13 protein-coding genes are annotated in these 20,596 nt (G+C 73.3%); 5 read left to right on the forward strand and 8 right to left on the reverse strand.

Translation table 11 applies throughout. The annotated features are described in order from the left end of the window. Positions 1 to 35: 35 nt before the first annotated feature. The 3 genes from ACZ4Z5_RS28560 to ACZ4Z5_RS28570 form a co-directional block, all read right to left on the reverse strand. The gene (locus tag ACZ4Z5_RS28560; RefSeq protein ID WP_468267813.1) at positions 36 to 1,409 is read right to left on the reverse strand and encodes a glycosyltransferase 87 family protein; all 1,374 of its coding nucleotides are present in this window, start codon (positions 1,407 to 1,409) and stop codon (positions 36 to 38) included. 27 nt (positions 1,410 to 1,436) lie between these two features. Continuing rightward, on the reverse strand, positions 1,437 to 2,204 hold the full coding sequence (locus ACZ4Z5_RS28565; protein WP_468268040.1) for an ABC transporter ATP-binding protein: 768 nt from the start codon (positions 2,202 to 2,204) through the stop codon (positions 1,437 to 1,439). An 82-nt stretch (positions 2,205 to 2,286) separates the two neighbouring features. Then, complete coding sequence (locus ACZ4Z5_RS28570) at positions 2,287 to 3,165, reverse strand: ABC transporter permease (RefSeq protein WP_468267816.1); 879 nt, start codon at positions 3,163 to 3,165, stop codon at positions 2,287 to 2,289. A 144-nt stretch (positions 3,166 to 3,309) separates the two neighbouring features. On the opposite strand from ACZ4Z5_RS28570, the gene ACZ4Z5_RS28575 reads away from it, so the two are divergent. Then, on the forward strand, positions 3,310 to 3,945 hold the full coding sequence (locus ACZ4Z5_RS28575; protein ID WP_468267819.1) for a TetR/AcrR family transcriptional regulator: 636 nt from the start codon (positions 3,310 to 3,312) through the stop codon (positions 3,943 to 3,945). Between the two features lie 588 nt (positions 3,946 to 4,533). On the opposite strand, the gene ACZ4Z5_RS28580 is transcribed toward ACZ4Z5_RS28575, so the two are convergent. The 4 genes from ACZ4Z5_RS28580 to ACZ4Z5_RS28595 all read right to left on the reverse strand — a co-directional run bounded on the left by ACZ4Z5_RS28580 (position 4,534) and on the right by ACZ4Z5_RS28595 (position 12,902). Beyond that, the gene (locus ACZ4Z5_RS28580; protein ID WP_468268043.1) at positions 4,534 to 5,364 is read right to left on the reverse strand and encodes a carbohydrate ABC transporter permease; all 831 of its coding nucleotides are present in this window, start codon (positions 5,362 to 5,364) and stop codon (positions 4,534 to 4,536) included. 221 nt (positions 5,365 to 5,585) lie between these two features. Further along, complete coding sequence (locus ACZ4Z5_RS28585; RefSeq protein ID WP_468267822.1) at positions 5,586 to 7,034, reverse strand: carbohydrate ABC transporter permease; 1,449 nt, start codon at positions 7,032 to 7,034, stop codon at positions 5,586 to 5,588. 7 nt (positions 7,035 to 7,041) lie between these two features. Further along, on the reverse strand, positions 7,042 to 8,400 hold the full coding sequence (locus tag ACZ4Z5_RS28590; RefSeq protein WP_468267824.1) for an ABC transporter substrate-binding protein: 1,359 nt from the start codon (positions 8,398 to 8,400) through the stop codon (positions 7,042 to 7,044). Positions 8,401 to 8,951: 551 nt separating this feature from the next. Continuing rightward, on the reverse strand, positions 8,952 to 12,902 hold the full coding sequence (locus ACZ4Z5_RS28595) for an FHA domain-containing protein (RefSeq protein WP_468267827.1): 3,951 nt from the start codon (positions 12,900 to 12,902) through the stop codon (positions 8,952 to 8,954). 354 nt (positions 12,903 to 13,256) lie between these two features. On the opposite strand from ACZ4Z5_RS28595, the gene ACZ4Z5_RS28600 reads away from it, so the two are divergent. Beyond that, positions 13,257 to 14,987 (forward strand): serine/threonine-protein kinase, encoded by a 1,731-nt coding sequence (locus tag ACZ4Z5_RS28600; RefSeq protein WP_468267830.1) that lies wholly within the window; start codon positions 13,257 to 13,259, stop codon positions 14,985 to 14,987. 113 nt (positions 14,988 to 15,100) lie between these two features. Then, positions 15,101 to 16,378: a serine/threonine-protein kinase gene (locus ACZ4Z5_RS28605; RefSeq protein ID WP_468267833.1), complete on the forward strand. Its 1,278-nt coding sequence runs from the start codon at positions 15,101 to 15,103 to the stop codon at positions 16,376 to 16,378. A 286-nt stretch (positions 16,379 to 16,664) separates the two neighbouring features. Here the strand turns inward: ACZ4Z5_RS28605 and ACZ4Z5_RS28610 are convergent, their stop codons facing one another. Next, complete coding sequence (locus tag ACZ4Z5_RS28610) at positions 16,665 to 17,678, reverse strand: isopenicillin N synthase family dioxygenase (protein ID WP_468267836.1); 1,014 nt, start codon at positions 17,676 to 17,678, stop codon at positions 16,665 to 16,667. A 319-nt stretch (positions 17,679 to 17,997) separates the two neighbouring features. Here ACZ4Z5_RS28610 and prfB point away from each other — a divergent pair, with 319 nt between their 5' ends. Beyond that, positions 17,998 to 19,104 carry a peptide chain release factor 2 gene (gene prfB / locus ACZ4Z5_RS28615; RefSeq protein WP_468267839.1) on the forward strand — a complete coding sequence of 369 codons (1,107 nt, stop codon included), beginning with the start codon at positions 17,998 to 18,000 and terminating at the stop codon, positions 19,102 to 19,104. A gap of 273 nt (positions 19,105 to 19,377) precedes the next feature. Further along, positions 19,378 to 20,475 carry a hypothetical protein gene (locus ACZ4Z5_RS28620; RefSeq protein WP_468267842.1) on the forward strand — a complete coding sequence of 366 codons (1,098 nt, stop codon included), beginning with the start codon at positions 19,378 to 19,380 and terminating at the stop codon, positions 20,473 to 20,475. Positions 20,476 to 20,596: the final 121 nt, after the last annotated feature.

Below are 20,596 nucleotides of genomic sequence, written 5' to 3' on the forward strand. Positions count from 1 at the left end.
CGTCGCCGCTCCGGTCCGGGCCTTCGGGACGGCGGTCAGGCCGGGACGGCGTCGGGCAGCCGCGCCGGGTCGACGGTCGCGTTCCACAGCCGTCTGCAGGACAGGACGGCGGCGGCGAGCAGCAGACCGTTGCGGACGAGCATCAGGACGTTGCCGAGCGGGCTGCCGGTCATCACGTCGAGGTAGAAGACGGGAAAGGCCAGAGTGGTCACGGGTGTCGCCGCGAGCAGCAGCACCGCGACCGGGCGCTGGGTGGTGTGCCGGGAGGTGAGGCAGACCGCGGCCAGCCCGATCAGCCAGATCATGTACTGGGGGCTGATCACCCTGCTGGTGACCGTGAACAGCAGTACGGCGGCCAGGGCGGCGTCGAACGGTGTCGCCGGGTTCCACCGCGTGGCCCGTCCCCGCCACAGCAGCAGCCAGCCGAATGCGGCGGCCGTCAGCAGCAGGAACAGCTGGGTGAGCTCCTGCACGTACGGTCCTTCGAACTCCAGGGTGCCGTAACGGGATTCGATCCAGCCGGGCCAGCCGGCCGTCCATCGCGCCATCGACAGCGCGGTACCGGCGAGCGATTCGATCTGCACGCCCCGGTCGCCCTGGTGGCGCAGGAAGTCGAAGGTGTGCCGGAAACCGAGGGCGAGGACCAGCAGCAACGCCCCCGCGGCGACGGCGGCGGACCACCGGGCCTGCCTGCCGGACCGGCCCGGCGGTGTGCCCAGCAGGGTGAGCAGCGGCCAGACCTTCACCATGGCACCCAGTCCCGCGAGGGCCCCGCCGAGGCGTGGGCGGTGCCGTACGCAGAGCAGGGCCAGCACGGCGAAGGCGGTCACATGGATGTCGAACCGGCCGAGCGGCACGTTGAGCAGCGCGGGCAGCCCCGCGGTCCACACCCATGCCCCGGCGAGGCGCTCGCCCCGGACGGCGAGGGCGAGGGTGACGACGGCGTCGACGAGCAGGGTGAGCGTGACGAACGCGTTGAAGTAGGCGAGGAACGGCAGGGCGGTGGGGGTGAGGAACAGCGCGCCCGCGCCCGGCGGGTACTGCCATGTGACGTCGCCGACCGGGAAGGAGCCGTGGAGCAGCTGGTGCGCCCAGCCGGGGTAGAGCTGGGCCGCCTCGTCCGAGACGTTGCTGACGCCGATGCCGTCGTCGACGAGCAGGTACAGCATGACGAGCCGGGTGACGGCCCAGACCGCGAAGAGCGCGACGAGGGGCCGGCCCTCGGCCCATGATCCGGTGAGAGCGCGGACCGGGCCTCCGCCGCCGCGGGCGTCGGCGGAGGCAGCCACGGCGGCGACGGAGAGGGAAGGGCCGACTGCGGGAGTGGGGGAGGGGGGCGGGCTGTGGTGGTGCGGGGAGTCCGGTGACGAGGGGCTTCGGGGGCTGCTGTTGGGCTGCTGGTTCGTCATCTCCCGGGAGTTTAGACATGTTTCGCCCTAATTCGTCGCAGTGAACCGCTCGTACTCCGCCACGACTTCCTTCGCCGGACCGTCCATCCGCAGGGTCCCCGCCTCCAGCCACACGGCACGGTCGCAGGTGCGGGTGATGGTGGAGTTGCTGTGGCTGACGAGGAAGACGGTCCCCGCCTCCCGGCGCAGTTCCTCGATGCGTTCCCTGCTGCGACGCTGGAACCGGGCGTCTCCCGTGGCCAGGGCCTCGTCGATCAGCAGCACGTCATGGCTCTTGGCGGCCGCGATGGCGAACCGCAGCCGGGCGCCCATGCCCGAGGAGTACGTGCGCATCGGCAGGGAGGCGAAGTCGTCCTTCTCGTTGATCCCCGAGAATTCGATGATGTCGTCGTAGCGTTCCCGGATCTCGGTACGGGTCATGCCCATCGCCAGCCCTCCGAGGACGACGTTGCGCTCACCGGTCAGATCGCCCATCAGGGCGGCGTTCACGCCGAGGAGGGCGGGCTGCCCCTGGGTGTAGACCCGGCCCCGGGCGGCGGGGAGCAGGCCGGCGATGGCCTTCAGCAGGGTCGACTTGCCCGAGCCGTTGGAGCCGATCAGCCCGATGGCCTCGCCTCGGCGGGCGACGAGAGTGACCCCCTTGACGGCGTGTACTTCACGGGAGCCCGGCGGCCCCTTGCGGGTGCGTCCCCGGGTGCGGGGGCGGGGCATGAGTCGGCCCAGTGCGGACGGCGCGCCGCCCCCGCCGGGGCGCGAGCCGTTCACCGTGTAGACGATGTGGACGTCGTCGACCACGACGGTAGGCGTCCCCGAGTTCTCCCGGTTCTCGGGCTTCTCGGGGTTCTCGGGGTACTCAGGGTTCCCAGTGTTCTCGGGGTCAGCCACGGCCGTAGGTCTCCTCCGCCTGCCAGAAGTGGATGAAGCCGCCGAGCCCGGCCAGCGCCGCCCAGCCGGCGGCCACGGCCCAGGCGTACGGCGGCAGTTGGGAGTCCCCGAAGCTCTCGATGAGCGCGAAGCGCATCAGGTCGATGTAGACGGCGGCCGGATTGCACTCCAGGGCGATGGCGATCAGGTGCGGGAAGCGCCCGGTGCCCAGCACCTTGTCGATGCTCCACATCACGCCCGACGCGTACATCCAGGTCCGCAGGACGAAGGGCATCAGCTGCGCCAGGTCCGGTGTCCGGCTCGCGAGCCGGGCCATCACCATCGACAGGCCCGTGTTGAACACCGTCTGGAGCAGCAGGGCCGGCACCGCCAGCAGCCACGAGGCCCTCGGGAGCTCGCCGGAGCAGAGCAGGATCACCAGCAGAGCACCCAGGGAGTACAGCAGCTGCTGGAGCTGCTGCAGGGTGCAGGACACCGGCAGTGCGGCGCGCGGGAACTGCAGTGCCCGCACCAGGCCGAGGTTGCCGCTGACCGCCCGCGTCCCCGCCATGATCGAGTTGGCGGTGAACGTCCAGACGAATACGCCCGTGACCAGGAACGGGACGAAGTCCGGCACCTGGTCGCGGGTGCGCAGCAGCAGGCCGAACACGACGTAGTAGACAGCCGCGTTGAGCAGCGGCGTCGCGAGCTGCCAGAGGCCGCCCAGTCCGGTCCCGCTGTACTGCGCGGTCGTCCGGGCGGTGGCGAACGCCGCGATGAACTGGCGGCGGTCCCAGAGCTGTGCGGCGTAGGCGCCGAGTGCCGGCCGCTGCCCGTTCGCCCGCAGGCCGTGGGCGGCGGCCAGCGCGCCCGGGTCCCGGGTCTCGGTCACGGATCCCCCTCTCGGACGCGTCCCGTGCACGGTCACCGACCTGCGTCGGAACGGTCCCGTATCGTCGTTCCGTGGAGCCTAGGACCCTCTGTCGTCGGAACGCAACCGTATCGTCGTGACGTGGGTGGTGGTTATGCTCTGCGCATGACCTCCGAGACCGCACCCGGAAGCCCACGCCGCGCCCCCGCAGGAGCCGCGGTGCTCCGGGAGGACGTGACCTACGCGATCCGCGCCGCTGTCTTCGAGGAACTGGCCACCGTCGGCTTCGCCCGCATGTCCATCGAGGGGATCGCCCGGCGGGCCGGTGTCGGCAAGACCGCCGTCTACCGGCGCTGGAAGTCGAAGCTGCACCTGGTGCTCGACCTGGTCTCGGCGTTCGCCGCTCAGGGACTGCCCGCGCCCTCGACCGGCTCGCTGCACGGTGACGTGCGGGCCCTCCTCGAGGTCGCCGCGCACGCCCTGCGCCATCCGGTCGCCTCACAGGTCATCCCCGACCTGCTGGTCGAGGCCGTGCGCAACCCGGAGATCGCCGACGCGATCAAGGCGGCGCTCCTCGACGGCCAGCAGGGCGTCGCGGCCGTCGTCGTACGCGACGCCGTCGGACGCGGTGAACTCCCCGAGGGCACCGATCCCGGCCGGGTTCTCGACCTCATGATGGGCCCCCTCTACTGGCGCCTCGTCGTCGTCCGCGCCGAGCCCCCCGAGGGCTACCCCGCGTACCTCGACAGCCTCGCCGACTCCACCGTCGCCGCGCTCAGGGCGCTGTCGGCCGCCGACTGAGTCCCGGGAAGGGCTTACGGGCGGGAGTCAGGGCGGGGCGGGAGCGGCGCGCCTCCGAGCGCGTCAGGGCAGGCCGGTGCGTTCCCGTTCGCCGCAGTACCGGTTGAGGCACTCCCGTCCGCCTCGGAACGGGCCGCCGCGCCCCGGCCCCGAAGCGCGGCCACCACGCGCAGCGCCAGGTGCCGGACCGGCAGCCGCGGCAGGAGACGCAGGGCCCGGCCCACCGGGAGGACCCGGCCGAACGGGATCCGGGGGAGCAGCCGCCACCAGATGCGCGCGAGCGCCAGCGTGCGTACCGCATGCAGTGCATGCAGTGCATGCAGTGTCCCGGCCCGCACCGGAACCGGTGCCGTACGCCCCGTGTCTTCCCGTCCTGTGCTCTGCGCAGGAATCCTGACAGGAGCTGGCCGGGGCCGAACGGTCCGTCCGGGAACACTGAACCGCGGCACGGCACATCCCTGCGTCGGAAGACCACTGGTGGCCCCAGAACGCGTGCCGGAGTGATCGGTTACGCCGGACGTGGCGTACGGGGGATCCGGCGGCGGTCGCCTTGCCGGATGACCGCCGCCGGCGCCCGCTGCTGCACGGCTACTTCACGGCGCCCGCCATCACGCCCGACACGAACTGCCGTTGGAAGGCGAAGAACACCACGAGTGGGATCACCATCGACACGAACGCGCCCGGCGCGAGCACATCGATGTTGTTGCCGAACTGCCGCACCTGCTGCTGGAGGGCGACCGTGATCGGCGGGTTCTCCGAGTCCGCGAAGATCAGCGCGACCAGCATGTCGTTCCACACCCACAGGAACTGGAAGATGGCCAGCGAGGCGATGGCCGGACCGCCGAGGGGCAGCACGACACGGGTGAACAGCCGGAGCTCGCCCGCCCCGTCGAGCCGTGCGGCCTCCAGCAGCTCGCGGGGGATCTCCGCGAAGAAGTTCCGCAGCAGGAAGATCGCGAACGGCAGGCCGAACGCCACGTGGAACAGCACCACACCGAGGGTCGTCTCGAAGATCCCGATCTCGCCGAACAGCCGGGAGACCGGGATCAGCGCCACCTGCACCGGTACCACCAGCAGTGCCACGACCACGAGGAACCACCAGTCGCGTCCGGGGAAGTCCATCCAGGCGAAGGCGTATCCGGCGAGCGCGCCGATCACCACGACCAGGACCGTCGCGGGCACGGTGATCAGGACCGTGGCGACGAGCGAGTCGGTGATCGTCTCGTTGGCCAGCAGATGGCGGTAGTTCTCCATCGTCAACCGGGACGGGGCCGCGAAGACCTCCCACCAGCCGCCGGCGCTGATGTCGGACGGGCCGCGCAGCGAGGACAGCAGAAGCCCGATCGTGGGCATCAGCCAGAACAGCCCGACCAGGATCAGGAACACCCGCACGGCGCCGCCCGCGGTGAGCGCGGTGATACGTGCGGCGAGGGACCCGGGAGGCCGGTCCGGTGCCGGTCCGGTCTGCCGGGCCGGCCCTGATCCGGTCCGTGGACCCGTTCCCGTTCCCGGTCCTGATCCTGCGCTTGAGCCCGTCTGCGGTCCTGTCCCCGATCCCGTCCCTGCCCCTGACCCTGATCCCTTTCGTGAACCCGTCCGGGGTCCCGGCCGCCCCGGTCGCTGCGGGGGCGTCTCCTCGGTCATCGCCGTGCCTCCCTCCGCAAGCGCCGGACGTTGAACCACATCACCGGGATCACCAGCAGCAGCAGGAGCACCGCGATCGCACTGCCGACGCCCAGATGCGCGTCCGTGCCGAACGACGACCGGTACAGCTGGAGCGCCAGGACGTTGGCGTCGTCCTGCGACGACCCGGGCGCGATGATGAAGACCAGGTCGAAGATCTTCAGGACGTTGATCATCAGGGTGACGAGGACGACGGCGAGGACGGGGGCGAGCAGCGGCACGGTGATCCGGCGGAACACCTGCCACTCGTTCGCCCCGTCGACCCGGGCGGCCTCCAGGAGCTCACGGGGGACGCCGGCCAGGCCCGCTGCTATCAGCACCATCGCGAAGCCCGCCCACATCCAGATGTACGAGCCGATGATCGCCGGAGTGACCAGGGCGGGCCCCAGCCAGTCGACCCCGTCGTACGGCTCGCGGAAGTTCGAGGCGGGCAGCCGCAGCAGGGCACCGCCGGCCTGCTCGGGCAGGACGAACGTGCCGTCGGCGGCCGCCCGGGCCGATGCCACGACGCGGCCGTCCTTGACCGCCTCGACCTCGATGCCCTCCAGTCCCCGCTCGCTCGTGTCCACGATGTCGGGCCTGCCCCCGCCGCCGCGGGTGAAGTCGAGCCAGACCGTGCCGACCACTTTGCCGGGTTGCGGTAGGGCCTGCGCGGCGGGGCGCGCGCCCTCCGGGATCCTGTCCGGTGCCAGCCCCACCAGCGGCAGCAGGACGTTCCCGCCGAGCTCCGCCGGCTGCCGGGTGGTGACCGCGCCGTCAGCGGCCCGGTCGAACGGCGCGGCCGGCCTGGGGCGTGCCTTCGGGAAGGCCGCCGACTCCGCGAACGTGTCGTGCACCCCCACCCAGACGGCGTTGGCGACGCCCCGGTCCGGATCCTGCTCGTACACCAGCCGGAAGATGATGCCCGCGGCGAGCATCGAGATCGCCATCGGCATGAAGACGACGAGCTTGAACGCGGTGCCCCACCGGACCCGTTCGGTGAGCACCGCGAAGATCAGCCCGAGGACGGTGGCGACGGTCGGGGCGACCACGACCCAGATCGCGTTGTTCCGTACGGCGGTGAGGATCGCGTCGTCGGTGAAGATCTCCACGTAGTTGTCGAGCCCGGCGAAACCGCTGCCCGAGCGGTCGAAGAACGAACGCCGGACGGAGTACCCGATCGGGTAGACCACGAGGGCGCCCAGCAGGACGAGGGCGGGCAGCAGGAAGCCCGCGGCGACCAGCCCTCTGGTGCCGGTGACGCTTCTGCGCCGGTGTGCGCGCGGGCCTGCGGGAGCGTGTCCGCGGGTGCGGGGGCCACGGGGGCCGTGTCCGCTGGTGTGCGAGCCTCCAGTGCCTTGTCCGCGGGTGCGTGTGTCTGCGGGAGGCTCCGGACCGGCCGGTCCTCCCGTGCTCGGCGTCTTCACCGCGGCCTCAGTTCCGGAACGCCTTGGCCGCCTCGGCCTCCAGCCGCTGCTGGGTGCCCGCGATGTCCTTCGGGTTCTTCAGGAAGTCCTGGAGGGCCTTCCATTCGCCCTTGCCCGGTGTCCCGCCGAAGGACGCGGGCGCCTGGTCCGACATGTCGAAGCGGAAGTCGTCACCGGCGGCGATCAGTGCCTTCGCGATCTCCCGCTGCACGTCGTCCGGGTAGGCGGCGAGGTCCAGCGACCTGTTGGGGGAGACGAATCCGCCTTCCCGCGCCCAGATCCGTGCCGCGTCCGGCGAGGCCAGGAACGTCATCAGTGCCCGGGCACCCTTGGAGTCCTTCAGCGCCACGGCGGCGTCACCGCCCGACACCGCCGGAGCCTGCGCGCCCACGGCGGGGAACGGGAACACCTTCGCGTCGGTGCCGATCTTCGCGCCGGTCTGCCCGATGTTGACGGCCACGAAGTCGCCCTCGAAGACCATGGCGGCCTTGGGCTGGTCGCCGCCGCTGAACGTCTGGGTGACGGACACCGGGAACTCCGTCTGCAGGGCGCCGTTCGTCCCTCCCGCGATCAGCTCAGGTTTGCCGAACAGCTGGGCGAGGGTGGTCAGTGCGTCCTTCACGGACGGGTCCGTCCACGGGATCTGGTGCCGGGCCAGCTTGTCGTACTTCTCCGGGCCCGCCTGCGAGAGGTAGACGTTCTCGAACCAGTCGGTGAGCGTCCAGCCGTCCGCACCGCCGACCGAGACCGGTGTGATCCCGGAGGCGGAGATCGTCTCGGCCGTCGTCAGGAAGTCCTTCCACGTCTTCGGCACCTCGGCCCCGGCGTTCTCGAAGACGGCGTTGTTGTACCAGACCAGGGACTTGTTCGCCGCCTTGAAGTAGACGCCGTACTGCGTGCCGTCCACGGCGCCGAGGTCCTTCCAGCCCTGTGCGTAGTTCTTGTCCAGCTGGGCCTTCGTCTCGGGGCTCACGGGCTTGGCCCACTTCTTCGCCACCGCCTGCTGCAGCGCCCCCACCTGGGGCAGCATCGCCACGTCCGGGGGCTGTCCGCCCGCGATCTTCGTACCGAGGAAGTTCACGATCGGGTCCTGTGCCGGGACGAAGGTCACGGTGGCGCCGGTCCGTTTCTCGAACTCCTTCAGCACCTTCGTGAAGTTCTCCTGCTCCGGGCCCGTCCACACGGCTGCGACTTCGAGCTTCTCACCGTCCAGCCTCGGCAGGCCGACCGTGCCGGCCGTCCCCGTCGGCTGCCCCGGACCGTCCCCGCCCGCGTCACCCGGATCGCCGCCGCACCCCGCGAGTACGAGCGCTCCCACCGCGACGACCCCCACGGCGGCCTTGCGTGTACGAAGAGTTGTGCGCATCACTGCCCCGTCTCTCCCGTCCGCATACGGAGCGGCGCACCCCTGTGTGACTTCGGCGGCGCCGCCCCCGTCCGTGCGATCAGTCCTACGCCCGGCGCATGACACCCGCAATACCGCCTGTGGTTCTACGACTCGTCCGGGTGACGGATGTGCCGTGCCGGTCTGCTTGCCGTGGGGCGGTTGATGGCCGTGGGTCGACGGGAGGCTGTGGGGGTCCGGTGGCTGCCGACCGTCGGCGCGTCGGGCGCGTCGGGCGCGTCCGGCGCGGTCGGCCTCCGGCTGCCGGGAGCGCGGCGGCAGGTGGCCGGTGACTCCGAAGCCGCGACCCGACGGCCTTTCCGCGCCGATGCGGCCGGGGCGTGGGCGGGTCGGCGATCGAGCGGTCCGGTTGCCGCGGGTGCCCGGTGGCCGTCGGCTTCCGACGGCCGTGAGGCTTCTCGCCGCTGCGGCGCGACCCGAGACCGCGGGGGCTCCCCGCCGCCGTGGACGCGTCCGGCGACCCTAGGGGCCGACCGTAGGGGGCCTCCGGTGGTCGGGCGCGTGGCGCGGGCTCAGGTGCGGGGGCCCGCCTGGGCCGCCGGGGCGGCCGTTCCGGCGCGGACCGAACGGGCTGCCCGGTCGAGCGCGCTGGCGAGGAGCGCCAGGTCCGTGGGGCCGTTGCCGAGCTCGCGCACCGGGCGGCGGGCCGGCGGGTCGCCCATGCGTGCCCACTCCAGCGGCACCACCGTCGGCCGCAGCGTCGCCGTGCGCGGGATACGGCCCGTGACCCGCCCGCCCTGGAACGGGGTGATCCGGCCGTCGGCGTGCCGGATCACGCCGCGACCCGGCAGTGCGTCCTCCGGTCCCGGCGCGGCGGGCGGCGCTTCGAGGACCACTTTCAGCCGGGCTGCGCCGGCCGCCTCGGTCCGGTCCGTCCGTTCCGGCCGGGCCGTCGTGACGACCAGGTGGACGCCGAGCCGTTCGCCGTCCCGGGCCACCGCCTCCAGGACCCGCACCACGGACCCTGCCGCGGGGCGCCCGGGGCTGCCGAGAGCCGGTGCGACGAGCGCGTCGAAGTCGTCGACCAGGACGACGAGCCGCGGCAGGCCGCCGTCCGACAGGGCCGGCAGCATCTGCTCGCCCGGCTGCGTCCCCCCGGCGCCGGGGGGACGCAGCGACAGCGTGCGGCTGGCCGGCGCTTCGAGGTCGCCCCGGCGGGCGGCCGCGGTGTGGTCGCCGGTGTCGGCCGGACCTGCCGTGGCGCCGCCTGTGGTGCCGGGCCGGCGGGCAGCGGAGTCGGCGGCGTCGTGGGTACGCGTTCCCGGTCCGTCGTCGTGGTGGCCGCGGGGCCCCAGTGTGATGCGGCGGCCCTCCTGCGGCGGGGACGTCCGGCCGTAGGGCCCGGCACCGTCCCCGTCGGCACCGGTCTCGGGGTGCCCCGGGCCATCGGGCCGCCCGCGGTCGTCGGCGGGGCCGCGCTGCTCGCCCAGGAGCCGGCCGACGGCGCTTCGTATGGGAAGGACGGCCCCACGGGCGCGCCACTGCGCGAAGGAGGAGCCCTCCAGCAGTTCGGCCCGGCGCTTCAGCTCCGCGCCGAGGGCCTGGGCGAACCCGCGCATCCGCAGCGGCTCGGACGCGACCAGGTGCCCGGAGACGTGCGGCAGCTCCGTACATGCGTGCAGGCCCTCGCCGCGTTCCCCGCCGGCGCCGTCGACCAGGACGAGCCGCAGACGGTCCGGTGGCGCGGCCGCCGCCAGCGACGCGGCGACCGTGCGCAGGAGTTCCGTACGGCCGCTGCCGGTCGGCCCCTCGACGAAGAGGTGCGGGCTCTCGCCGAGGAGATCCGCGGTGACCGGGCCGCGCGGGCCGGTCCCCAGGACGGCGGTGCCCTCCGGGGCCGTCGCCCACCGGGTCATCAGCGACGCCGGGGTGGCGCGGGCCAGCCCCAGTTCGTCCAGGAGCCGGGACGACCGGGGGAGTGCCGCGGCCGGTCGTCCGCCGCGGTGGTGCTCCCCGGTACCGCCCTCCGCCCGCAGCGGCGCCATGGCGCGGGCGAACCTCTCGGCCCAGGCCGCGGAGACCGCGTCGACCGCGCCAACGGTGCCGTGCCCCACGGGCCGCCCGTCCGCCGTACGGAGCAGCCGCAGCGCGGTGGCCACGTCGCCGCTGAGCAGCGCCACGGCCCCGCACTCGCGGAACGGCGGCGAAGCCGCGCACGCAGTCTCGTAGGTGGCCGTGACGGGCGACACCGGCGAGGCCGCGGGCGTCTCCGCGAGGCAGACCAGATGGATGCCTGCGGCGGCGCCGGCGGAGGCGAGCCGGGCCGTGGTCTCGCGCAGCGTCGCGGTCCCGGGGTCTCCGTCGACGAGCACCACGGTGTACGGCCCGTCGTACTGCCGGGCGGCTTCGTCGATCTCGGCGCGTGCCGCGGACGCCCAGCCGGGGCCGAGGGGACCGTCGTCGAGACGGCGGGTGAGTTCGGCGGTGCGGGCGGTCGCCTGCTCCGGGTCGTGGGCGAGGAGCAGCCGGCAGTCCTGACCGTGGGCGGGCCGTACGTGCGGGAGCCAGCCCAGCCAGTCCCAGTCGTCGCCGGCGCTACGCGTACTGATGAGGACGATCTCCAGGTCGGCCGGCGAGTGGAGCGCGGCGAGCTGTGCGACGGCCGCCCTCGCCAGGCCGGCAAGCCGCGGGCGGGGGCCGGCGAGGCCCAGCGAACCCGCTTCGCGCAGACCGACGGTCACCGGTACGGCGGCCAGGTCCGCGCGGTCCGCGGTGCCCAGCCGGACCGCCAGCGTCTCGGCGTGGTCGCGGGGCCGCTCCCACAGCCGTGGGCCGGGGCCCAGCGCGGTGAGCAGCACCGTCGCCGGATCGGGCCAGGTCTCCAGGACGGGCCCGGCCCCCGGGGCGGAGGACGGGCCGGCGGCGGATTGCACCTGTGCACGCGTCGCCTCGCCCCGGCCGCCGGCCAGCCGCCGGGCCCAGGCGCCTATGCCGCCCAGTCTGCCGCCGGGTGCGGTTCTGCGCTCCTGCACCCGGGACGCCCGGTCCGCGCCGTCGGCGGCGTCCGCCTCCGCCCGGCCCGTGCCACCGGGGTGCGCCGGATGGCCTGCGCCGCCACCGGGATGCGTCGGACGACCTGGTCCGGCGGCGGAGGGCGAGCCGGTGTGCCCGCTCGGTCCGGACGCGTCGCCGTGCGAATCGCTCTCCGGACTGTGGCTGCGCCGCCACGCGCCCTCGTCACCGGACCCGGCCGGGGTCGCGGAGCTGCGCGGCCCGTTCGGGCTGCCCTCGCCGCCCGCGGTGGGACCCGACGCGGCGCGACCCGGGTCCGTCCCGGAGGAGGGGCCGGGATGACCCTGACGGGTGGCTTCCGTGCTCAGGGAACCGTCCTGCCCGCCGTGGCCCGGGCCCGCAGAGCCCGAGGCCAGGGAGCCAGGGCCCACCGGGTCGGGGTCCGGGTGATCCGCCTCGGCGGAGTGCCCGGCGTACCCCTGCGCGTACCGGGCCGGGCCCGTGCCCCGTGCGGCGTCCGCCGCCCCGTGTGGCCGCCCGGAACCGTCGGCCGGGCGGCCCGCGGAGCCGGCGCGGCCGCTGCCCGGCCCGGTGGGGTCGTCGGCCTGCCCGTACGGGCCGCCGGCCGCGGCCGCGGCACCGTGGCCCGGATCGCCGAGCCGGCCGGCCCGACCGAGGCCGGCGCCCCCGTCGGGTGCGCCCCCCGCCGGTCCCGTGCCGCCCGGCGCGGATCCCGGCTCGTACGTGCCGTGGGCACGGGCGGTCTCGCCGCCCTCGTACCCGTAGGTGTGCGTGGCGGCCTCCCCGGACCGCTGCCCCGGGACGGCCGTCATGGGGCCGGGGAGGGAGCGCGAGGCCCCGGTGAGGGTGACCCGGAGATGGCCCTCGGCGTCGGGCGTGACGGTGAGGGTGGGGCCGGGGGCGTCCTGGGTGAGACGCAGGGCGGATTCACCGACGCGGAGGAGCGCGCCGGGAGCGAGCCGGACGGGACGTTCGCCGACGTCCTTGCCGTCGACCGTCGTCCCGTTCGTGGAGCCCAGGTCCGCGACCGAGACCGTGCCGTCGTCCGCGACCGTCACGGCGCAGTGCAGCCGCGAGACGTCGGGGTCGTCGAGCGGGACGTCCGCGTCCGCCGCGCGGCCGATGCTCACCCGGCCGCCGTGCAGCAGATGGACGCCGCCGGCGTCCGGGCCCGCCACGACGTGCAGCCGGGCCGTGGCGGCACCGGCCTCGTGCGCGGTGGCGGACTCGTCGTCCGCGGGCTGCTGGAGCGAGAGCACGGCACCGTCGACGAGCGGCGGCTCGCCCAGCGCGCACCGCTGGGCGTCGAGCCGCTCCCGGCCGGCGTAGAGGACGACGGAACCGGAGGCCTCCGGGCCCGACACGGCCGAGGCCAGACCGGAGGCGACGGTGGCCAGCGCGGTCCCGGCGGGCGCCGTGACGAGGACGTCACAGGCCCTCGCGGCTGTCTGGCCGGTGCGCGGCGCGAGGACGGTCAGCCGGATCTGCATCGCCGTCGGCGGTCCCTTCTGCGCGGGGTGCCGGACGTAAGGGACGCCCTGTGATTCCCCCCACCCGGCACGCGATACGTGCTGAGGGCATCCTCGCATCCGCCGTCGGCAACACGCCCGGCACCCGGCCACAAGTGATCTTGATTGGCCGGGTCTTGACGCAAAACTCCCTGGTTGTCGCGGCGCGAGGTTTCGATGCGTGCGCCCCGGGGGCACCCCGGAGTCACCGCGGCAACCATCAGGGGGGCTTCCGCGTCTTCCCACCGAACAACTGGACGTGTGACCCTCCGGTCCACAGCCACCGGCACTACAGTGGGTCGGAATCATGAGTCGGAGCAGCAGGGAGCGCATGACGTGCGGCCGGTAGGGAGCAAGTACCTCCTCGAGGAGCCTCTCGGACGCGGCGCCACGGGCACCGTCTGGCGCGCCCGGCAGAGGGAGACCGCGGGAGCCGAGGCGGCCGTGCCCGGCCAGCCCGGGGAGACCGTCGCCATCAAGGTCCTCAAGGAGGAACTGGCGAACGACCCGGACATCGTGATGCGCTTCCTCCGGGAGCGGTCCGTGCTGCTCCGGCTGACGCACCCGAACATCGTCAGGACCCGCGACCTGGTCGTCGAAGGCGATCTGCTCGCCCTGGTCATGGACCTGGTCGACGGCCCCGACCTGCACCGCTACCTCCGGGAGAACGGTCCGTTCACCCCGGTGGGCGCGGCCCTCCTCACGGCCCAGATCGCGGACGCGCTCGCGGCCAGCCACACCGACGGCGTGGTCCACCGCGACCTGAAGCCCGCGAACGTCCTGCTGCGCAGCAACGGCGACCAGATGCACCCGATGCTCACCGACTTCGGCATCGCGCGTCTCGCCGACTCCCCCGGGCTGACCCGCACGCAGGAGTTCGTCGGCACCCCCGCGTACGTCGCGCCGGAGTCCGCCGAGGGCCGCCCGCAGACCTCCGCCGTCGACATCTACGGCGCGGGCATCCTGCTGTACGAACTGGTCACCGGCCGCCCGCCGTTCGCCGGCGGCACGGCGCTGGAAGTGCTGCACCGCCACCTCAGCGAGGAGCCGCGCCGTCCCACGACCGTCCCGATGCCGCTGTGGACGGTGATAGAGCGCTGCCTGCGCAAGGAGCCGGGCGAGCGCCCGAGCGCCGTGAGCCTCGCCAGGGCCCTGCGGGTGGTGGCGGCCGGCATCGGCGTGCACTCCACCCCGGCCCAGGTCGAGGCCGCCGAGGGCGTGGGCGCCCTGCTCGCCCCCGATCCGGCGCCGGCCCCGGTGCCCGTCCCGGAGACGCCTGGTGCGGCCGACGCGACGCAGGTCCTTCCGGGCGCCGGTGCGGGGGTTGCGACAGCCGGTGCTTTCGACCCGAACGCGGCGACCAGCGTCCTGCCGACGGCGGGCGCCGGCGGGCCGGGGATGCCCGGCGCCGCCGACCCGACCGCGGTCCTGCCGCCCGTGCCGCCGCGCCCCGACGGCGCTCCGCAGCAGCCGGACCAGCCGCACCCGTGGCAGTCCCAGCTGCGCGCGGCGCGCGAGCGCAACGAGCAGACCCAGATCCAGTACCTCGACCCCACCGAGGACCCGCTGGGCCGTCGGCCGCAGCGCCAGGCACCGCCTCCGCAGCAGCCCTACCAGCAGCCGCAGCAGCAGCCGTATGCCCAGCAGCGCCCGCCCCAGAGGCCTCCGCAGCGCCGTCAGCAGCCGCAGCGCCAGGCACCGCCGCCCCAGCAGTACGCCCCGCAGCAGCCCCAGCAGTACGCACCCCCGCCGCCTCCGCAGCAGTACGCGCCGCCCCAGCAGCCCGCTCCCCGGGCGCCGCGCGAGCCGCGTCGGCGCAGTGCCAACCCCATGCGCATCCCGGGCCTGGGATGCCTCAAGGGCTGCCTGTTCACCCTGGTGCTGATGTTCGTCGCGGGCTGGCTCATCTGGGAGCTCACCCCGCTGCAGGACTGGATCGCCCAGGGCAAGAGCTACTGGCAGGCCATCGGGGACGGCATCTCGTCCGTCTCGGACTGGATCTCCGAACTCACCGGGCCGGCCGACGGTTCGGGTGTCGGAGGCACCGGTACCGGCACCGGCCAGTGACCGACTCGGTCGACATGTCGACATCCGAGGGGTGATTTCCCCGCCCGATGTGAAGCAAGGCCCCGGACCCGCGTAGTTTGTCGACCGGAGAGCCAGCCGCTGAGGGAGCAGTCTTGGCACGGATGATCGGCAGCCGGTACACCGCGCACCAGATCCTGGGGCGCGGCAGCGCGGGCACGGTATGGCTCGGCGAGGGGCCGGAGGGCCCCGTCGCCGTCAAACTGCTGCGTGAGGACCTCGCGTCCGACCAGGATCTGGTGGGCCGCTTCGTCCAGGAGCGCACCGCCCTGCTCGGGCTCGACCACCCCCATGTGGTCGGGGTGCGCGACCTCGTGGTGGACGGCAACGACCTGGCCCTGGTCATGGATCTGGTCCGCGGCACGGACCTGCGCACCCGGCTCGACCGGGAACGCCGGCTGGCTCCCGAGGCCGCCGTGGCGATCGTCGCCGACGTGGCCGACGGGCTCGCCGCCGCGCACGCCGCCGGAATCGTCCACCGGGACGTCAAGCCGGAGAACGTGCTCTTGGACATGCAGGGCCCGCTCGGCCCCGGCGGCGCGCATCCCGCGCTGCTCACCGACTTCGGCGTGGCCAAGCTCATCGACACCCCCCGCCGCGCCAAGGCGGTGCGCCCCTCCGCCGCGGGCGGCACCGCGGCGAACGCCTCCGGCATCATCGGGACGCCCGACTACGTCGCCCCCGAACTCGTGGAAGGACTGCCGGCGCGCGCCGCGGTCGACATCTACGCGCTGGCGACCGTGCTCTACGAACTGCTCGCCGGTTTCACGCCGTTCGGCGGTGGTCACCCGGGCGCCGTACTGCGCCGCCATGTCACCGAGACCGTCGTTCCGCTGCCCGGCATCCCGGACGAGCTGTGGCAACTGGTCGTCCAGTGCCTGGCGAAGGCCCCCGCCTCGCGGCTGCGGGCGTCCGAACTCTCGGCCCGGCTGCGTGAACTGCTGCCGATGCTGGCCGGGATGCCGCCGCTGGACGTGGACGAGCCGGACGCCGGGACGGAACCCTCCGGATACGAGGAGGAGCCCCGGCCGGCGCTCCCGCGCGAGACCCGGCGCCGCGGCGCCGTCCCGCTGGTCCCCGGCTCCGCGACCGACTCCAACCGCGACACCCACACGAGCATGCGCGTCCCCGCCCCGGACGAACTGGCCGGTGGGGCGCACGGCACGGCCCGTGCCCCGCGCGTCGCGGGAGGGCGCCGCCCCGGGTCCGCCCGCAACCGCTCCGAGGCGGTGCGCAGGCGCCGCCTCACCCTCGGTGCCGTCGCGGTCGTACTGGCCGCGGTGCTCGGCGTGGGCGGCTGGCTCGCGGCCTCCGACGGCGACACGGAGGCCCCGCGACAGGACGGAAGGAACTCGGCCCCAGCGGCTCCGTAGCCGACGTCCGGTACGCCCGTACGCCGGGTGTCCCGGGTACGCCCGTACGCCGGGTACGCCCGGTGGTCGGCCGACGAACCGGGTGGCCGGCCCGCCGGGCCCGGTGTGCCGGGAGCAGCCGGGCCGTGGACCGGCGGTCGGCCTCTCGGCCCGGAACCGGCCGTACGGCCCCCCGGCCGGTACCGGGCGTACGGGGCCCCGCGGTCGGCACCTGGGCGTACGGCCAGGACGGAACGACGAGCGGGCCCTGACCACATGTGGTCGGGGCCCGCTCGCGGAGCCGGTGTCAGTCGATCAGTTCGGGGTGGTGGCGCCGGGCGACCTCCGGGTGGGCCCGCACCCAGCCCTTCAGCTCGTTGCGGCCGTACTCGGCGTGCAGCGGGTTCGACTCGTCGTGCGCGACACCGGGCGCGTGCTGCAGGTAGCCGCCGGGGACCGTGTCGACGACGGCGTCGAGTCGCGGGTTGTAGAAGAACGGCACGGAGTACCGCTCCACCGCGCCGGGCGGGCTGACCACGCGGTGGTCGGTCGCCGTCAGGTACCCCTCGGTGGCGATCTCCAGCAGCTCGCCCAGGTTCACCACGAACGCCCCGGGCAGCGGCGGTACGTCGAGGAACCCGTCGCCGCGACGTACCTGGAGCCCGCCCACACCGTCCTGCAGCAGCAGGGTCAGGAAGCCGTAGTCCTTGTGCGCGCCCACGCCCTGGTCGGCGCCCGACGGGGCGGACCCGGGGTAGCGGACCAGTTTGGTGTGCAGGTGCGGGCGGTCGGCGAACGCCGCGTCGAAGAAGTCCTCGGGGGCGCCGATCGAGGCGAGCAGCTCCCGCAGCAGCCGGTGGGCCACGGCGGCCAGCCGCTCCTGCCACTCCAGGACGACGGTGCGCAGCTCGGGCAGGGCCTCCGGCCACTGGTTGGGGCCCTCCAGCCACAGGTAGGCCGGGTCGTCCGGGCCGACCTTCGGTGCGGGGCGCTCGGCGCCGATGTCGATCTGGTCGCGCCAGTCCGACCGGCCGCCGGTCAGCTCCGTGCCCGTACGGGTGTAGCCACGGAAGTGCGGGGAGTTCAGATTGCTGATCGCCAGTCGGTCGGCCTCGGGCAGGGCGAAGAACGCGCGGCTGACCTCCAGGATCCGCGCGGTCTCCTGGTCGGTGACGCCGTGGCCGGTCAGATGGAAGAAGCCGGTGTCGCGGGCCGCTGTGTGCAGTTCCCCACGGAACGCCTCTCGGGTCGCGGGATCGTCGGCCCGTGACAGGTCCAGCACGGGCAGCGACGTGGGAACAGAGATGAGCGTGGACGACATGACGGTTCCGTTTCTGGTGATACGGGGCCCTGTCTCCCGGAGGGTGACGGGGACGGCGGGAAACGGCGAACCATCGGCAGGGGTGTGCCGAGGACCGGAAAGGAACCGCAGACAGGACCGGTGAAGTTGATCTATGGAGCAGTGGGGGGTCAGTCCTGGCGCAGACAGCTCATGCTCGTGACGCGCATGTAGTCCACATGGCGGCGCATCACGAGAAAAGTCATACGAAGAGGGTACGACGGGGCCTCCGGAACCGTACCTGTCGGGTTGGCCACACACTCCGGGGAAGGTCCGGCCCGGCAGCCGTTACGCTGGACCCGTGGCAGTCGTCGATGTATCCGAAGAGCTGAAGTCCCTCTCCTCGACCATGGGGTCGATCGAGGCCGTCCTGGACCTCGACCGGATGAGGGCAGACATCGCCGTGCTCGAGGAGCAGGCGGCCGCGCCCTCCCTGTGGGACGACCCCGAGGCGGCGCAGAAGATCACCAGCAAGCTCTCGCACCTCCAGGCCGAGGTCCGCAAGGCGGAGGCACTGCGCGGGCGCATCGACGACCTCGAGGTCCTCTTCGAGCTCGCCGAGGCCGAGGACGACCCGGACACCCGGGCCGAGGCCGAGACCGAGCTGGAGGCGGTGCGCAAGGCGCTGGACGAGATGGAGGTCCGCACCCTCCTGTCCGGTGAGTACGACGAGCGCGAGGCGCTCGTGAACGTCCGTGCCGAGGCGGGCGGCGTCGACGCGGCCGACTTCGCCGAGCAGCTGCAGCGCATGTATCTGCGCTGGGCCGAGCGGCACGGCTACGGCACCGAGATCTACGAGACGTCGTACGCGGAGGAGGCCGGCATCAAGTCGACCACCTTCGTGGTCAAGGCCCCGTACGCCTACGGCACGCTCTCCGTGGAGCAGGGCACCCACCGCCTGGTGCGGATCTCGCCCTTCGACAACCAGGGCCGCCGTCAGACGTCCTTCGCGGGTGTCGAAGTGCTGCCGGTCGTCGAGCAGTCCGACCACGTCGAGATCGACGAGTCCGAGCTGCGCGTCGACGTGTACCGCGCGTCGGGCCCCGGCGGCCAGGGCGTGAACACGACCGACTCCGCGGTCCGCATCACGCACCTTCCGACCGGCATCGTGGTCTCCTGCCAGAACGAGCGCTCGCAGATCCAGAACAAGGCCAGCGCCATGAACGTCCTTCAGGCGAAGCTGCTGGAGCGGCGTCGCCAGGAGGAGCAGGCCAAGATGGACGCCCTGAAGGGCGACGGCGGCAACTCCTGGGGCAACCAGATGCGTTCGTATGTCCTGCACCCCTACCAGATGGTGAAGGACCTCCGGACCGAGTTCGAGGTGGGCAACCCGCAGTCCGTGCTCGACGGCGACATCGACGGATTCCTCGAGGCGGGAATTCGCTGGCGCAAGCAGCAGGAGAAGTAGAGAAGCGCTTTGTCGACAAGGGAACTGCCGCCTCAGGGGCGGCAGTTCCCTTTTCTGTCACAGTCATCATTGCTAATGATGGACAAATAAGTTCATTTCGGGCATTGCTCGCGCAATGTTCTTGACGTGTATCTGAAAAGTCGGAAGGGTTGCGTCCAGCATGCGTAACGTGGGGCGCGTGTGACCGGGGGGACGTGAAGAAGACCCCTTCCCGTGGCTTCCGCCCCTGGCGCTGCTCCAATGACGAGTTCGGCTACTGGGGGTAGCAGACAGATGACGAACAAGACGCGCGTCCGCTTCGCGCGCATCGCGGCCGGGACGGTGATCGTCGCAGGGGCGTCCCTGACGGCGGCGGGTGGCGCGCAGGCCACCGGGCTCGACGTCGGTCTCGGTGTCGGCGGCGGGACCGTGAGCGCGAGGGCTGCGCTCGACGGCAACGACACTGTCGGCCAGACCATCGGTGGCAGCGTCCAGGGTGGTGTCTCGGTCCAGGGCCAGCAGGGCGGGAACGGGAACGGGAGCTCCGAGGGCAACGGCAACTCGGGCGGGAACGGGAACGGGAACTCCGAGGGCAACGGCAACTCGGGCGGCAACGGGAACGGGAACTCCGAGGGCAACGGCAACTCGGGCGGCAACGGGAACGGCAGCACCGGCACCGACGGCACGACCGGTACCACGGGCACGACCGGCACCACGGGCTCGACGGGTACGACCGGCAGCACCGGTACCGACGGCACGACCGGTACCACGGGCACGACCGGTACCACGGGCTCGACGGGTACGACCGGCACGACGGGTACGACCGGTACCACGGGTACGACGGGCTCCACCGGCACCACGGGTACGACCGGTACCACGGGTACGACGGGCTCCACCGGCACCACGGGTACGACCGGCACCACCGGCACCACGGGCTCCACCGGCACCACGGGTACGACCGGTACCACGGGTACGACGGGCTCCACCGGCACCACGGGTACGACCGGCACCACCGGCACCACCGGCACCACCGGCACCACCGGCACCACCGGCACCACGGGCTCCACCGGCACGACCGGTTCCACCGGCACCACTGGCGGTAACGGCACCACCGGCGGCTCCGCCACGACCGGCGGCTCCGGCACCACTGGCGGTGACGGCGGTGCCGGCACCTGCACCGTGGACCTCGACGGCGCCAACTGTGCCGACAACACGGACACCAACAACGTCGGCTCTCAGCCGGTCGAGCAGGGCGAGGCCAAGGAGGAGCTGGCCGAGACCGGCGCCGCCGAGACCACGTTCATGCTGGTCGGCGCCGCAGTGATGATCGCCGGCGGTATCGGCTTCCGTATGCTGCCGCGCCTCGTCGGCGGCGGCCGCACCGCAGCGTGAGCTGACCCCACGGGGCCACTACGCGGCCCCGTGGGGAGACACAGGGGCCCGGGGGGGGGGGGGGGGGGGGTGGGGGGGTGGGGGGAGGTGGGGGGGGGGGGGGGGGGGGGGGGTGGGGGGA

Source organism: Streptomyces sp. NPDC030222, from assembly GCF_055573115.1.